13 protein-coding genes and 1 tRNA gene are annotated in these 12,336 nt (G+C 67.7%); 2 read left to right on the plus strand and 12 right to left on the minus strand.

The window, feature by feature from the left end; all coding sequences use genetic code 11:
* Positions 1–3: 3 nt before the first annotated feature.
* The 8 genes from AO057_RS15495 to AO057_RS15530 form a co-directional block, all read right to left on the minus strand.
* A complete protein-coding gene (locus AO057_RS15495; RefSeq protein ID WP_057676795.1) occupies positions 4–1,290 on the minus strand; it encodes a TolC family protein in 1,287 nt (428 codons plus the stop codon).
* 94 nt (positions 1,291–1,384) lie between these two features.
* Positions 1,385–1,801 (minus strand): hypothetical protein, encoded by a 417-nt coding sequence (locus AO057_RS15500; protein WP_057676796.1) that lies wholly within the window; start codon positions 1,799–1,801, stop codon positions 1,385–1,387.
* 121 nt (positions 1,802–1,922) lie between these two features.
* Positions 1,923–2,633 (minus strand): ABC transporter ATP-binding protein, encoded by a 711-nt coding sequence (locus tag AO057_RS15505; protein ID WP_057676797.1) that lies wholly within the window; start codon positions 2,631–2,633, stop codon positions 1,923–1,925.
* The gene (locus AO057_RS15510; protein ID WP_057676798.1) at positions 2,630–3,202 is read right to left on the minus strand and encodes a hypothetical protein; all 573 of its coding nucleotides are present in this window, start codon (positions 3,200–3,202) and stop codon (positions 2,630–2,632) included. The genes AO057_RS15505 and AO057_RS15510 overlap by 4 nt, the downstream gene beginning before the upstream one ends.
* On the minus strand, positions 3,202–3,960 hold the full coding sequence (locus AO057_RS15515) for an ABC transporter ATP-binding protein (protein WP_057676799.1): 759 nt from the start codon (positions 3,958–3,960) through the stop codon (positions 3,202–3,204). The genes AO057_RS15510 and AO057_RS15515 overlap by 1 nt, the downstream gene beginning before the upstream one ends.
* Positions 3,957–4,940, minus strand: coding sequence for a branched-chain amino acid ABC transporter permease (locus tag AO057_RS15520; protein ID WP_057677331.1), 984 nt, complete (start codon positions 4,938–4,940; stop codon positions 3,957–3,959). The genes AO057_RS15515 and AO057_RS15520 overlap by 4 nt, the downstream gene beginning before the upstream one ends.
* Positions 4,933–5,853: a branched-chain amino acid ABC transporter permease gene (locus AO057_RS15525; RefSeq protein WP_057676800.1), complete on the minus strand. Its 921-nt coding sequence runs from the start codon at positions 5,851–5,853 to the stop codon at positions 4,933–4,935. Before AO057_RS15525 ends, AO057_RS15520 begins: the two co-directional genes overlap by 8 nt.
* A gap of 25 nt (positions 5,854–5,878) precedes the next feature.
* Positions 5,879–7,081, minus strand: a complete 1,203-nt coding sequence (locus AO057_RS15530) for an ABC transporter substrate-binding protein (RefSeq protein WP_057676801.1) — start codon at positions 7,079–7,081, stop codon at positions 5,879–5,881.
* 75 nt (positions 7,082–7,156) lie between these two features.
* Here AO057_RS15530 and AO057_RS15535 point away from each other — a divergent pair, with 75 nt between their 5' ends.
* Together AO057_RS15535 and AO057_RS15540 are read left to right on the plus strand one after the other, a co-directional pair.
* The gene (locus AO057_RS15535) at positions 7,157–7,861 is read left to right on the plus strand and encodes a hypothetical protein (RefSeq protein WP_057676802.1); all 705 of its coding nucleotides are present in this window, start codon (positions 7,157–7,159) and stop codon (positions 7,859–7,861) included.
* Between the two features lie 49 nt (positions 7,862–7,910).
* Positions 7,911–7,986 (plus strand) — tRNA-Ala (locus tag AO057_RS15540).
* Between the two features lie 105 nt (positions 7,987–8,091).
* On the opposite strand, the gene AO057_RS15545 is transcribed toward AO057_RS15540, so the two are convergent.
* Genes AO057_RS15545 through AO057_RS15560 form a run of 4 tightly spaced genes read right to left on the minus strand, consistent with a single transcriptional unit; the run spans position 8,092 to position 12,307 of the window.
* Positions 8,092–9,408, minus strand: coding sequence for a M20/M25/M40 family metallo-hydrolase (locus AO057_RS15545; protein WP_057676803.1), 1,317 nt, complete (start codon positions 9,406–9,408; stop codon positions 8,092–8,094).
* 17 nt (positions 9,409–9,425) lie between these two features.
* Positions 9,426–9,947, minus strand: coding sequence for a DUF3299 domain-containing protein (locus AO057_RS15550; protein WP_057676804.1), 522 nt, complete (start codon positions 9,945–9,947; stop codon positions 9,426–9,428).
* A 37-nt stretch (positions 9,948–9,984) separates the two neighbouring features.
* Positions 9,985–11,061 carry a CobW family GTP-binding protein gene (locus tag AO057_RS15555; RefSeq protein WP_057676805.1) on the minus strand — a complete coding sequence of 359 codons (1,077 nt, stop codon included), beginning with the start codon at positions 11,059–11,061 and terminating at the stop codon, positions 9,985–9,987.
* Positions 11,054–12,307 (minus strand): LVIVD repeat-containing protein, encoded by a 1,254-nt coding sequence (locus AO057_RS15560; RefSeq protein WP_205630045.1) that lies wholly within the window; start codon positions 12,305–12,307, stop codon positions 11,054–11,056. Before AO057_RS15560 ends, AO057_RS15555 begins: the two co-directional genes overlap by 8 nt.
* Positions 12,308–12,336: the final 29 nt, after the last annotated feature.

Consider the following 12,336-nt stretch of genomic DNA (forward strand, 5'->3'; position numbering starts at 1 on the left):
GAATCAGGGTTGGGCGGCGTCGCGCCCGGTCAGGAGGTCGATTTCGATGACGGCGGCCTGCTGCTGGAAGCGCGCCTGCAGCAGGTCGGCGCGCACGACACGCAGCACGCGCTGCGCGTCGAGCACGTCGAGGATGCCGCGCTCGCCAAAACGGTAGGCCGCCTGCGCCACGCGCAAGGCGGCTTCGGCGTCGCGGATGGCGCCGGTGCCCAAGGCCTCGACGCGCAGACGCGCCATCTCCAGTGCCATGACGGCGGCGTCGAGCTGCAGCTGCAGTTCGACCTCGCGGCCTTCGAGGCGGGTGCGCGCGCGCAGCTGTTCGGCCTGCGCCTCGTCGCGCGGGCCGCGCTTCTGGTCGAACAGGGGCACCTGGATGCTGGCGCCCACGATGTTCTGGCGGTTGTCGGGCTCGCGGGTGTCGGTGTAGCGCAGCTCCACGCCGGGCCAGCGGCTGGCACCGGCCTCGCGCACGCGCGCCTGCTGGCGCTCCTGCTCGGCACGCAGGGCCTGCAGCTCGGGGTTGTGCGCCAGCATCAGCTCGCGCAGCAGGCTGGGGTTGAGCGGCGGCAGGGTGTCGCCCAGGTCGGCGTTCAGGCTCCAGCCCGCGGGCAACTGGCCGGCGGCCAGCTGGTTGAGGCGGATGCGCGCCTGCTCCACCGCCAGCTGGGCGGTCTGCTGGCGCTGGCGCGCGCTGATGAATTCGGCCTCGGCCTTGATGATTTCGTAGCGCGCCGCCTCGCCGCTGTCCACGCGCACACGCACGCGTTCACGCGTCTGCTCCAGCAGGGTCAGCTCGTCGGCAGCCGCGCGCGCCTCTTCGATGCGCAGCAGCAGCTCGTAGGCGCGCACGCGCACCTGCGCCACCACCTCGCTGCGTGTCATGCCCACCTGGGCCTCGCTGCTGCGCAGGCCCTGCTCGGCCGCGTCGACGCGCGCGTTGCGCAGCCAGGGGTTCTCGATCATCTGCGAGACGCCCCAGGCGCTGACGGTGCCGCTGCTGCCACCGTTGGCGGGGCGCTGGCGGCCGTCGCTGAATTCCAGGCGCGGGTTGGGCAGGGCGCCGGCGGTGCGGATGCCGGCTTCGGCCTGCTCGCGCGAGCGCCGGGCCATCTGCAGCGTGGGGTTGTGGGCCAACACGATGTTCACCAGCTCGCCCAGGCCGTAGGCCGGAGCGGACGCTGCCGCGGCGCTGGCAGGGGGCGTGGACGGCGCCGCCGTCTGCGCCATCAGGCTGGTCAAGGGCCCGAGCAACAGGCCGCCCACCCAGAGACGCAAGGTCGTCGATTTCATCAAAGGAATCCTCGGAAAATTTGGCTGGCGCAGGCCGACCCGGGCCTAAGCCCATGGCCGGTCGCGTCACCTACGGAACAGGAATGCGGAAGCGTCAGCCCAGGCGGGCTGGCGGGCGCAGCAGGGGCTGCGGCTCGGTCTGCGTGAGCGCGGGCTGGGGGCCTTGCATCGGCACGGACTGTGCCGCCAGTTGCCACACCGGCTGGCGAGGCAGGACTTCCAGGTCCGCCGCCTCGTTGAGCACGCGCTCGACCGGCGTGGTCTTCACGGGCGCCGGCTTGCGACAGACCACTTCGGCACCCGGCGTGACCGCGCTGTCGAGCACGGCTTCGGCTTCGGCCGGCAGCAGGTTGAAGCCGGCCAGCTCACTGCCCGCGATGGGCGGCGGCGTGGCATGGGCCTGGGTCCAGGACCACAGCAAGCCGCCCGCCAGCAACAGGAAAGCCAGCACGCGCAGCAGCCCCAGCCGGCGCGGGGCCGGACGTGAAATCGCTAGTGGTTGAAGGTGCATGGCGGGTTTCCTGTGGATCAAGACATGGCCTTGATTCGCAAGAATTAGGCCACATCGGTGTTTTCCCTAGGTGAAGCGGGGACTCATGGCACGTAAAGCCGTGCCCTCGCCAGAGGGCGGCTCAGACCCCCAGATAACGGTGCCAGAGGCCGGGATCGGCGGCCAGCTCGGCCGACGGGCCCGCCCAGACCACACGGCCGCGCTCGATGATGGTGTGACGATCGGCCAGCTGGATGAGTCGCTGCACGTACTTGTCGATCACCAGGATGCTCTGGCCCTGCGCGCGCAGCTGGTCCAGGCAGGCCCAGATCTGTTCGCGGATCAGCGGCGCCAGGCCCTCGCTGGCCTCGTCCAGGATCAGCAGCTGCGGGTTGGTCATCAGCGCGCGGCCGATGGCCAGCATCTGCTGCTCACCGCCCGAAAGCTGGTTGCCCATGTGGCGCCGGCGCCCCAGCAAGGCGGGGAAGAGTTCGTAGACACGTTCCAGCGTCCAGGGCTGGGAAGAGGTGCGGCGGTTGGCAGCGAAGGCGCGCAGATTCTCTTCGACCGAGAGGTTCGGGAAAATCTGCCGGCCCTCGGGCACCAGGGCCAGGCCCATGCGCGCGATGCGGTCCGGGCTGAGGCCGTCGATGCGCTCACCGAGGAAACGCACCACGCCAGTGCGCGGCGGTGTGAGCCCCAGAATGGAGCGCACGGTGGTGGTCTTGCCCATGCCGTTGCGGCCCAGCAGGGTGGCCACGCCCCCTGCCTCGACCGTGAAGCTGATGCCGAACAGCACCTGGCTGGCACCGTAGGCGGTCTGCAGATCGGTGACTTCGAGCAACATGCTCATATCCATCCCCAGCGCCGCAAGGCGCGGTGTTCCAGCACCAGGACCAAGAGCGTGAGCAGCAGGATGGCAGCGCCGTGCCACTCCATGGCACGCTGCGCGTCCCGGGCCGCGGCCTCGTAACTGGCCTTGAACTCGGCATGGACCCGGTGCACGGGGCCGCAGTGCAGCTCCCAGATGCGGAAACGCTCAATCGACACCCAACGCATGGGCACGCCCAGCACGTAGCCCATGCAGCCAGGCAGGCTGTCCCGCTCCCCGGCTTCGTCCAGCGGCGTACGCGCGGTGGCCAGCAGGGCAGCCGACACCGGGAACTCCATGCTGCGCTGCGTTTCGTCGGCCAGCCGCACCTGCAGATGCGGCACACGGTCCTGCAGCTGCAGCACCTCGACCGGCATCTGCACCAGTTGCGCGGGTTCGGGCACCGGGTTGAGCGGGTCCACGCACAGGAGATAGCCCAGGTGCAGCTGCAGCAGGAGACCGACGAGGAGCGTCAGGGGATGGAAACGCCACCAGGAGCGAACGGTGCGCGCCCTGGGCGGGACCATGGATGTCGGCGCCGGGTGCAGCATCAGGCGCCCTCCCCGACTTCGTCGCCCAGGTAGGCGCGCCGCACTTCGGCGTCAGCGCGGATGGCAGCCGGCGCCCCGCTGGCGATGATGCGGCCGGCGACGAGCACCGAGATGGTGTCGGCCAGTCGGAAGACGGCGTCCATGTCGTGCTCCACCAGCAGCAGGGTCAGCTGACCGCGCAGGCCCAACAGCAAGGCCACCATGCGCTCGGACTCCTCGGGCCCCATGCCGGCCATGGGCTCGTCCAGCAGCAGCAACTTCGCGCCGGTGGCCAGCGCGATACCCACCTCCAGCTGGCGCTGCTCGCCGTGCGAGAGCGCGCCGGCCAGCTGGGCCAGCCGCTGGCCCAGGCCCACACGTTCCAGCACGGCCGCGGCCTGCGCATAACGTTGTTGCTCGGCGCGCGCTGCGCGCCAGAAGCGCAGGCTGCTGCCGCTGCGCGCCTGCAGGGCCAGGGCCACGTTGTCGAGCACCGGCAGGCGCTGGAAGATGCTGGTGATCTGGTAGGACCGGGCCAGGCCGCGGTGCACACGCTCGTGCATGGACAGCGGCGTGATGTCGGCCCCATCGAAAGTGATGGCCCCTGCGTCAGGTGCCAGCGCGCCCGAGAGCTGCTGGATCAGCGTGGTCTTGCCCGCGCCGTTGGGGCCGATGAGCGCGTGGATCTCGCCGGTGCGCACGCTCAGATCGAGATAGTCCGTGGCGACCAGGCCGCCGTAGCGCTTGAGCAAGCCCCTGACTTGTAGCAACTCGCTCACGGTTGCTCCTTGCGCTTGAACAAGCTCATCAAGCCATTGGGTGCGGCCAGCACCACGGCCAGCAAGGCAGCACCCAGCGCGAACTGCCAGTAGATGGTGTAGTGGCTCAGCACCTCTTCGAGCAGCAGGAAGACCACGGCGCCGATCACGCCGCCCCACAGGTGGCCGACGCCGCCCAGGATGACCATGACCATCAGCAGGCCGGACTGGCCCCACTGCATCATGGACGGGCTGACAAAACCGCCCAGGCTGGCCAGCAGTGCGCCGGCCAGGCCCGCCAGCGCCCCGGCGATGACAAAGGCGACGAGCCGGTGGCCGTAGACAGCGAAACCCACGGCCTCCATGCGCTGTTCGTTCTCGCGCATGGCCTGCAGGGCGTGGCCGAAGCGCGCGTTGAGCAGGCGCCAGACGAAGAGCAGGGCCAGCGTCACCAGGGCCAGCGTGGTCCAGTAGAAGGTGCGCTCGTTGGCCAGCTCCAGGCCGCCGCCCAGGGTGCCACGCGCGGCGAGCGAGAGGCCGTCGTCACCACCATAGGCCTTGGTGGAGAGGGCCAGGTAATAGAGCATCTGCGCGAAGGCCAGCGTGATCATGATGAAGTAGACGCCGCGCGTGCGCAGGCTGATGGCGCCGATCAGCGCCGCGAAGAGCGCGGACACGAGCATCGCGGCAGGCCACAGGACCCAGGCGGAAGTGATACCCGATTGCAGCAGCACAGCGGCCGTGTAGGCGCCCACGCCCACGAAGGCCGCGTGGCCGAAGCTCACCAGACCCCCGAAACCCAGGATGAGGTTGAGGCTGGTGGCCGCCAGCGCGAAGATCAGGATGCGCGCGGCCAGCCCGAGGTAGAAGTCACCACCGATCAGCGGCGTGATCAGCGGCAAGGCCAGCAGCAGCGCGAAGAGCGGCAGCGCCCAGCGCCAGCCCAGTGCGTGATCGAGCAGGCTGCGCTGCGACGCGTGCGACACGACGGGTTCAGCCATGGGCAGGGAACAGGCCACGCGGCTTGAAGAAGAGCACGGCGGCCATCAGCACATAGATGAGGATGGAGGCCACCGCCGGACCGGCATTGTCGGCCGCAGCAGGCCCGAGCACGGCGCCGAAGAGCAGCGGGATCAGCGCGCGGCCCGCCGTGTCCACCACGCCGACCAGCAGGGCGCCCAGCAGCGCGCCACGCACCGAACCGATGCCGCCGATGACGATGACCACAAAGGCCAGGATCAGGATGCTCTCGCCCATGCCCACCTGCACGGCCAGCAGCGGGCCCAGCAGACCACCGGCCACGGCGCACAGGGCCGCGCCCAGACCGAACAGCGCAGTGAACAGCGCGCGCACCGGCACACCCATGGCCAGCGCCATCTCGCGGTTGGACGCACCGGCGCGCAGCTGCATGCCGATGCGCGTGCGCGTGATCAGCAACCACAAGCCCAGCGCCACGAGCAGGCCCACTCCGATGATGAGCAGGCGGTAGGCCGGGTAATAAAAACCGCTGAGCAGTTCGACCGGACCGGACAGTGAATCCGGCGGGCTCAGCAGCACGGGCTGTGAGCCCCAGATGAAACGCACGGCCTCGTTGCACATGAGCAGGATGGCAAAGGTGCCCAGCACCTGAGAGAGGTGGTCACGCGTGTAGAGGCGGCGCAGCACGGTGAGCTCCAGCAGCACACCGAAGACGGCCGCACCGACCACACCCGCACCGAGTCCGATCCAGAAGGAACCGCTGGCCGTGGTGGCAGCCGCCACCAGGTAGGCCCCCACCATATAGAGCGAGCCGTGCGCTAGGTTGATCATGTCCATGATGCCGAAGACCAGGGTAAGCCCGGCCGCCAGCAAAAAGAGCATGAGCCCGAACTGCAGGCCGTTGAGGGCCTGCTCCAGGATAAGAATGCCGGTCATCGCCTACAGGAACACGTATCGCAGATCAGAGCCCCGGCATCTTGCAGTTGGCGGCGTAGGCGTCGGCGTGGTTCTTGAAGATGGTGCCGAGGGTGCGGTTGGTCACGCGGCCCTTGCTGTCCTGGGTGATGACACGCAGGTGGTAGTCCTGGATGGGGAACTGGTTGCTGTTGAACTTGAAGCTGCCGCGCACGGAATCGAACTTGGCCGCCTTGAGCGCCTTGTGCACGGCGGCCTTGTCGTCGAGCTTGCCCTTGCTGTCGCGCACGGCGGCACCGATCAGTTGCGCCGCGTCATACCCCTGCGAGGCGTAGAGCGTGGGCAGGCGGCCGTATTCCTTCTCGAAGGCGGCCACGAACTTCTTGTTGGCCGCGTTGTCCAGGTCATGCGCCCACTGCGAGGTGTTGAACATGCCCAGCATGGGGTTGCCCACGGCGCGGATCACGTCCTCGTCGCCCGAGAAGCCGGGGCCGAAAAGCGTCATGTCCTTGGACAGGCCGGCGCCGACGAACTGCTTGATGAAGTTGATGCCCAGGCCGCCGGGCAGGAAGATGTAGACGGCATCGGGTTTGGCCGCGCGCAGCTTGGACAGCTCAGAACCGTAGTCCAGCAGGTTCAGCGGGGTGTAGCTTTCGGAGACGATCTCGCCGCCCTTGTAGTAGCGCTTGAAGCCGGCCAGCGCGTCCTTGCCCGCCGGGTAGTTGGGGGCGATCAGGGCCACGCGCTTGAAACCCTTGTCGGCCACGGTCTTGCCCACGGCCTCGTGCTGGTTGTCGTTCTGGTAGGAAGCGCTGAAGAAATAGGGGTTGCACTGCTCGCCCGCCAGCTGCGAAGGGCCGGCGTTGGCGCTGATGTAGAAGGTCTTGGCGGCAAAGGTCGGCGCGCCCACGGCCAGCATGACGTTGGAGAAGACGATGCCGGTCATGAAGTCGACCTTGTCGCGCTTGACCAGGCGGTCCGCCGTCTGGCGGCCCACGTCGGGGCTGGCCTGGTCGTCGGCGACGATCACCTCGGCCGGCAGGCCGCCGAGCTTGCCGCCGTTCAGCTTCACCGCCAGCTGGAAGCCGTCGCGGATGTCAATGCCCAGCCCTGCGCCGGGGCCCGAGAGCGTGGACAGCAGGCCGATCTTGACGTTGTCGGCCGCCAGGGCCGGCAGGGCCAGCACGGCCGAAACGGTGGCCGCGAAAAAGCTGCGGCGCAGCAGGGCAAAGGGCACATTGGTTTTCATGGTCTTTCCTGTTCGGGGTGAGGCTGCAGAAATGGGCTGCCAGAATGATAGCGTCCAGAACTCGGAGCTTAGTCCATGAACCTCACCCGCCGAAAACTCAGCCTGGCCCTGCTGGCGCTGCCCGCCGGCTGCGCCTACCAGCCCCTGGCCGGGCTACGCACGGAGGCCGCAGCCGCACCGGACCTGCCCGTGGGCCTGCGCACGCCTGCCACGGGCCAGCGCTGGACCTACCGCAAGTACAACGGTTACAACAGCGCCCTACTCGCCACGGAAACCCATGAGGTGCTGACCCTGGAGCCCCGGGTGCGCGTGCGCATCCGCAGCGATGCCGGCGCGACCGAGCAGGAAGAACTGCACCAGCCCTGGGGGCAGGTGCTGCGCGAATTCGCCCGGGACGATGTGCTGAACTACGAGCAGGCCACGCCCCTGTGGCCGGCCGACCTGAGCCCCGGCAGCCGCAGCGTGCACAGCACCACCTACCGCATCGACAACGATTCCTTCCGCTACTGGATCACCCAGCACACCACCGTGCAAGGCTGGGAACGCGTGACGCTGGCCAACGGCCCCCAGCTGGCCCTGCGCATCGAGAAACTCATACGCCTGCAGCACCGCGACATCGCCCGCGCGGAAACCATACGGCGTGACACGATCTGGCTGGCACCGCAGATCGGTCGCTGGGTGGCGCGCGAAACGACCGGCGACTACCGCCTGTCCACCGGCCGCGGCTTCAGCTGGCAGCGCGAAGACTGGCACCGCTGGGAACTGACCTCCTGGGCTTGAAGGCCCACTGGCCGGACCGGCCAAGGATGGCTAGAATTTCTACACGTGTGGGGGGGTAGCTCAGCTGGGAGAGCGTCGCGTTCGCAATGCGAAGGTCGGGAGTTCGATCCTCCTCCTCTCCACCACACCATCCGGCGGATGCCCCGGCCCTGATCCAGCATCCGCACCAAGAAAAAAGCCCCAGGCGGCCTGCGCTGCCTGGGGCTTTTGGGTTCGAGAGCGGCAGGGGCTCAGCGCGCGCGCACCGGCAGCAAAGGCTCCGTAACGCCGTCCACCCCTACCAGCGACAAGACCGTGAGCAAGGTGCTCTGCGGGCCGAGCCAGGCGTTGATGGGCGAGAACCATTCACCAGGGCCGTGCGAACCACCGCCCACGCCACCGCTGCCCAGCGTGACGGCCGGAATGCCCAGGCTGATCGGCAGGTTGGAGTCGGTGCTCGAAGCGGTGATGGCCTTCACCTCGCCGCCCACCGTGGCCACGGCGCGGCGTGCGGCCTGGACCATCGGGGAATCCAGCTGCCCGGCACCGGCCGGGCGGTCGCCCACCAGCCTGAATTCGACCTTGATCACGTCTTTCTTGTCCCAGCGCTTGTTCTCGTCATCGGCGGCATCCCGGGCCAGTGCCATGATCTGGTCTTCCAGCTTCTTGAGTTCGACGGCGCTGTTCGAACGCATGTCCAGCCCGAGTTCGGCCTCGGCCGCAATCGCATTGACCGAGGTGCCGCCCTTGAGCGTGCCCACGGTGAAGGTGGTTTTCGGCTGCTCGACGGTACGCACTTCGCTGATCTTGGCAATCGCACGGCCCAGCGCGTGGGTGGCCGAAGGCAGGCCGAAGGCCGAGAAGCTGTGCCCGCCCGGGCCGGTGTAGATGATGCGGAAGCGCCGGCTGCCGGTGGCCTGGTTCACGATGCGGCCGATGTCCAGGCCATCGAGGGAAATGAAGCCGTCGATGGCCTTGTTGTCGCGAAACAGCGCCTTGACCCCGCGCAGGTCACCGAGTTCTTCTTCGCCCACCGTGCCGACAAAGATGATGTCCCCCACCGTCTTCAGGCCTGTCTGGTTCAGCGCACGCAGCACGCTGAGCAGCGAGGCCAGGCCCCGCCCGTCGTCATAGATGCCCGGGGCTTCATAACGGTTGCCCTTGACCTTGACTTTCACATCCGTGCCTTCGGGAAACACCGTGTCCAGATGCGCCGACAGCACCAGAACCGGGCCCTTGCCGTTGCCCTTGCGCACGGCGATCACATTGCCTTCGGCATCGATGCGCGCGTCGCCCAGGCCCAGGGCTTTGAGCCGCTTCTGGTATTCCTGGGCACGCACCATTTCCTTGAACGGCGGCGCGGGGATTTCGGTCAGCTCGATCTGATCCTTGAGCGTGCGTTCATCGTCCGCCCGGAGAAAGTCCACCGCCTGCTTGACACCGGCATGCGCCGTCAGTTTGACGAACGCGGCCTCGGTCGCCGGATGGAGCGGCGGCAAAGCCACCTGGGACCAGGCAGCGCTCACCGCCAGCGTGAGCGTGGCGGCCGTAAAAAGACGTCGTAGCATGGGATCTCCGTTGTTGTTCAGGGAAGGCTGGCGGGCACCGCTTCGACCAGCCGGTAAAACACGCCGCCGGGATCGTTGTCCAGCAGCAGCAGGCGCCCTTCGACCACGACCGGGTCGATCGAATACTTCACCGCCTTGCGCGCACGCACCTCCACCATGGCCTCAGGCCCGGCCGACAGGCAGAACGGACAGGTGGGTGACCAGGCCGAGAGCAGAAAGTAGCTGTGGGTCTGCCCGGCCTCGATGGGCAGGATGTAACCCTGCAGCTTGACGGTCTTGCCCTGCAGGGGCCGCAGGGCCTCGGGAAAGGCCGGGCCCAGCTTGCCCTGGCTCTTCTTGATGGTGGCCGCACTGAGCACGGACCAGGGCACGGCGCCGGGGGCATCGGGCAGCATGGACGTGCTGGGATCGTGCGCGGGGGCAACAGCAGCGGGACTACCGGTTTGCGCCAGCGCCGGCAGCATGAACAGGCCGAGCCACAAGCCCATGCCCGTCAGCAGGTGGCGGACAGGGCGCTCAGGCAGGCGCAAGCACATCATGCGGTCAGTGTAGCAAGCAGCACGGCAGGTGCCCCTGCTAGGCGGCAGACCCCAGCCCGCCGACCACCTGGAACAGGGCCTTGATCTTGTCGGCATCGATGTTGCGCGTGATGAAGACGATGCGGCTGCCCTGGTCTTCACTGGGCCAGCGGTCCAGCGTGACCGGCGGGTGGAACACATGGCCCACACCCTGCACGACGACGGGGCGCCCTTCGACATTCACAATGCCCTTGACGCGCAGCATGTCCTGGCCCCGCAGGGAGATCAGCAGCTCCATGGCAGCCGAAAAGGCGGGCCAGGTGAACGGCGCCTCGAAGCGCAGGGACAGGTTGCGCACGGAAGGGTGGTGCCGGCCGGGCAGGCGCGCCGCCAGATACCCGCCCTCCTCCCCGGTCGCCTTGTCGTCGCGCGAGTCCAGCTCACCCAGGAAGCGCAGGGTGTCAGGGCTGGCACGCTCGCTTTGCAGGCCCAGACCGATCAGGTCCCGGGGATGCAGTTCACCCTGGGTGCAGCGGCGGATGTCGGCACGCGTGTTGACCGCGGCAATCTCGGCCATGAGTTCATCCACGCTCGCGGCAGGCACCAGGTCACTCTTGGTGATGAAGATGCGGTCTGCCAGGGCGATCTGCTGCTGGGCTTCCGGTTGCTGCGCCAGCTGGTCACGCGCGTTGACCGCATCCACCAGCGTCACCACACCATCGAGACGGTAGTGCGCGCCCAGCATGGTGTCGCTGGAGAGCGTCTGGATCACCGGCCCGGGATCGGCCAGGCCGGTGGTCTCGATGATCACGCGGTCGAAGTCGGGAATGACCCCGGCGCGGCGGTCGCCGAAGAGCTCGCGCAGGGTGTCCTGCAGATCGGTGCGCACCGAACAGCACAGGCAGCCGTTGGCCAGCAGGCTCACGCTCTCGGTCGACATCTTGACCAGGTCGTTGTCGATGCCGATCTCGCCGATCTCGTTGATGACCACCGCCACCCGGTCCATCTCCGGGTGCCGCACGAGCTTGCTGATCAGCGTGGTCTTGCCCGCGCCGAGGAAACCGGTGATCAGCGTGACCGGGATCTTGCCGGCGAGCGCGTCACGCCCGCTGGAATTTGCAGACCACTCAGACATTCATTTCGAGGATGTAGAGCCCGCCGCTGAAGCGGTCGACCGTGTAGACCAGCTTGCGGTCGTCGACGTAGACGTCGTTGAGCTGCACCGCGCCGCGCGGGGACAGGGCCGGTGTCGGCGGCACGTAGTAGGCCACTTCCTGTACCTGATAAGGGTTGCTGGTGTCGTAGACACGCACACCGGCGTTGAAGAAGGTGCCGATGAACAGCGTCTCGGAACGGAAGGAACAGGGCACCGGCAGGTTCTCGTGCAGGTTGTGTGCACCGAAACGCCCGCCGCGCTTGGCGAAGGTGTCGTAGGGCGGCGCCGGGAAGGTGCCGATGGGCAGGGGGTTGGCGTCGGTGCGCGAATCCACCACCCAGACCAGCTTGGGCCAGTCGGCGCCATCGTCCTGCACGCATTCGTCGGAGACGATCCACAGGTTGCGCTCGAACAGCGGCAGCACCGTGTGGGTGAAGCCGTTGAAGGGCGGCGAATGGTTCCAGTGCGACACCATCTTGATGTCAGCCGGATTGCTGATGTCGAGCACGATGGCGCCGCCGTCGATGTAACCCACATAGGCTCGGTCCGGGCGCTGCGGGAAGACGTTGGTGTTGTGCGCGCGGAAGCCCGTGTCGAACTGGGCCGGCAGGCGCGGCGGCGGCGGGGCCACGTCGCCCTCGCGCGTGCCGGGGTACCACCAGCGGCCCTTCTCGTAAGGTTTCGTCGGATCGGAGATGTCGATGATGCGGTAGATCTGGTCGTCCTTGGGGTTGCGCGGCTGGAAGTCCGGTGCGCCCGAGGAGATGTGCACGGTCTTGCCGTCCACGAACCAGACCGCGTGCACACCGCGGGAGTACGGGCCCGAGCAGTCGAAGTGCGAGAGCAGGCGCGGCTCTTCCGGTTTGCTGATGTCGTAGATGTTGAGGCCGGCCGGCTTGGCACCGAGCTCCTTGACCTGGCTGGCCACGACCATGATGTTGCCCACCACATCCAGCGAGTTGGAGCGCACCTTCATGTGCGGCAGTTCGGTCTGCACGATCACGCGCGGGTTCTTGGGGTCGGTGACATCGACGCCGGTGAAGTTCTTGGGCGCCGACTCGTGCGCCATCCACAGGATGCGCCGGCCGTCGTCGGCCAGCTGCATGGCGATGCCCTCGCCCATGCCGCCAAAACCCTGCAGCTCGTTGTGCGAGATCAGCTTCATGTTGAGCGCCATGGGCTGGTCGGCGCGGGGACGGAGGGTCGTCAAATCAGGTTTGTTCATGTTGCACTCAAAAAAATACCGGATCAATC

It is taken from the genome of Curvibacter sp. PAE-UM (genome assembly GCF_001432305.1).
Taxonomy (GTDB): Bacteria; Pseudomonadota; Gammaproteobacteria; order Burkholderiales; family Burkholderiaceae_C; genus Hylemonella.

Coding starts and splice junctions, on each gene's coding strand:
- AO057_RS15495 (WP_057676795.1), bottom strand. CDS start 1,290: ATGAAATCGACGACCTTGCGTCTCTGGGTGGGCGGCCTGTTGCTCGGG.
- AO057_RS15500 (WP_057676796.1), bottom strand. CDS start 1,801: ATGCACCTTCAACCACTAGCGATTTCACGTCCGGCCCCGCGCCGGCTG.
- AO057_RS15505 (WP_057676797.1), bottom strand. CDS start 2,633: ATGAGCATGTTGCTCGAAGTCACCGATCTGCAGACCGCCTACGGTGCC.
- AO057_RS15510 (WP_057676798.1), bottom strand. CDS start 3,202: ATGCTGCACCCGGCGCCGACATCCATGGTCCCGCCCAGGGCGCGCACC.
- AO057_RS15520 (WP_057677331.1), bottom strand. CDS start 4,940: ATGGCTGAACCCGTCGTGTCGCACGCGTCGCAGCGCAGCCTGCTCGAT.
- AO057_RS15525 (WP_057676800.1), bottom strand. CDS start 5,853: ATGACCGGCATTCTTATCCTGGAGCAGGCCCTCAACGGCCTGCAGTTC.
- AO057_RS15530 (WP_057676801.1), bottom strand. CDS start 7,081: ATGAAAACCAATGTGCCCTTTGCCCTGCTGCGCCGCAGCTTTTTCGCG.
- AO057_RS15535 (WP_057676802.1), top strand. CDS start 7,157: ATGAACCTCACCCGCCGAAAACTCAGCCTGGCCCTGCTGGCGCTGCCC.
- AO057_RS15545 (WP_057676803.1), bottom strand. CDS start 9,408: ATGCTACGACGTCTTTTTACGGCCGCCACGCTCACGCTGGCGGTGAGC.
- AO057_RS15550 (WP_057676804.1), bottom strand. CDS start 9,947: ATGATGTGCTTGCGCCTGCCTGAGCGCCCTGTCCGCCACCTGCTGACG.
- AO057_RS15555 (WP_057676805.1), bottom strand. CDS start 11,061: ATGTCTGAGTGGTCTGCAAATTCCAGCGGGCGTGACGCGCTCGCCGGC.
- AO057_RS15560 (WP_205630045.1), bottom strand. CDS start 12,307: ATGAACAAACCTGATTTGACGACCCTCCGTCCCCGCGCCGACCAGCCC.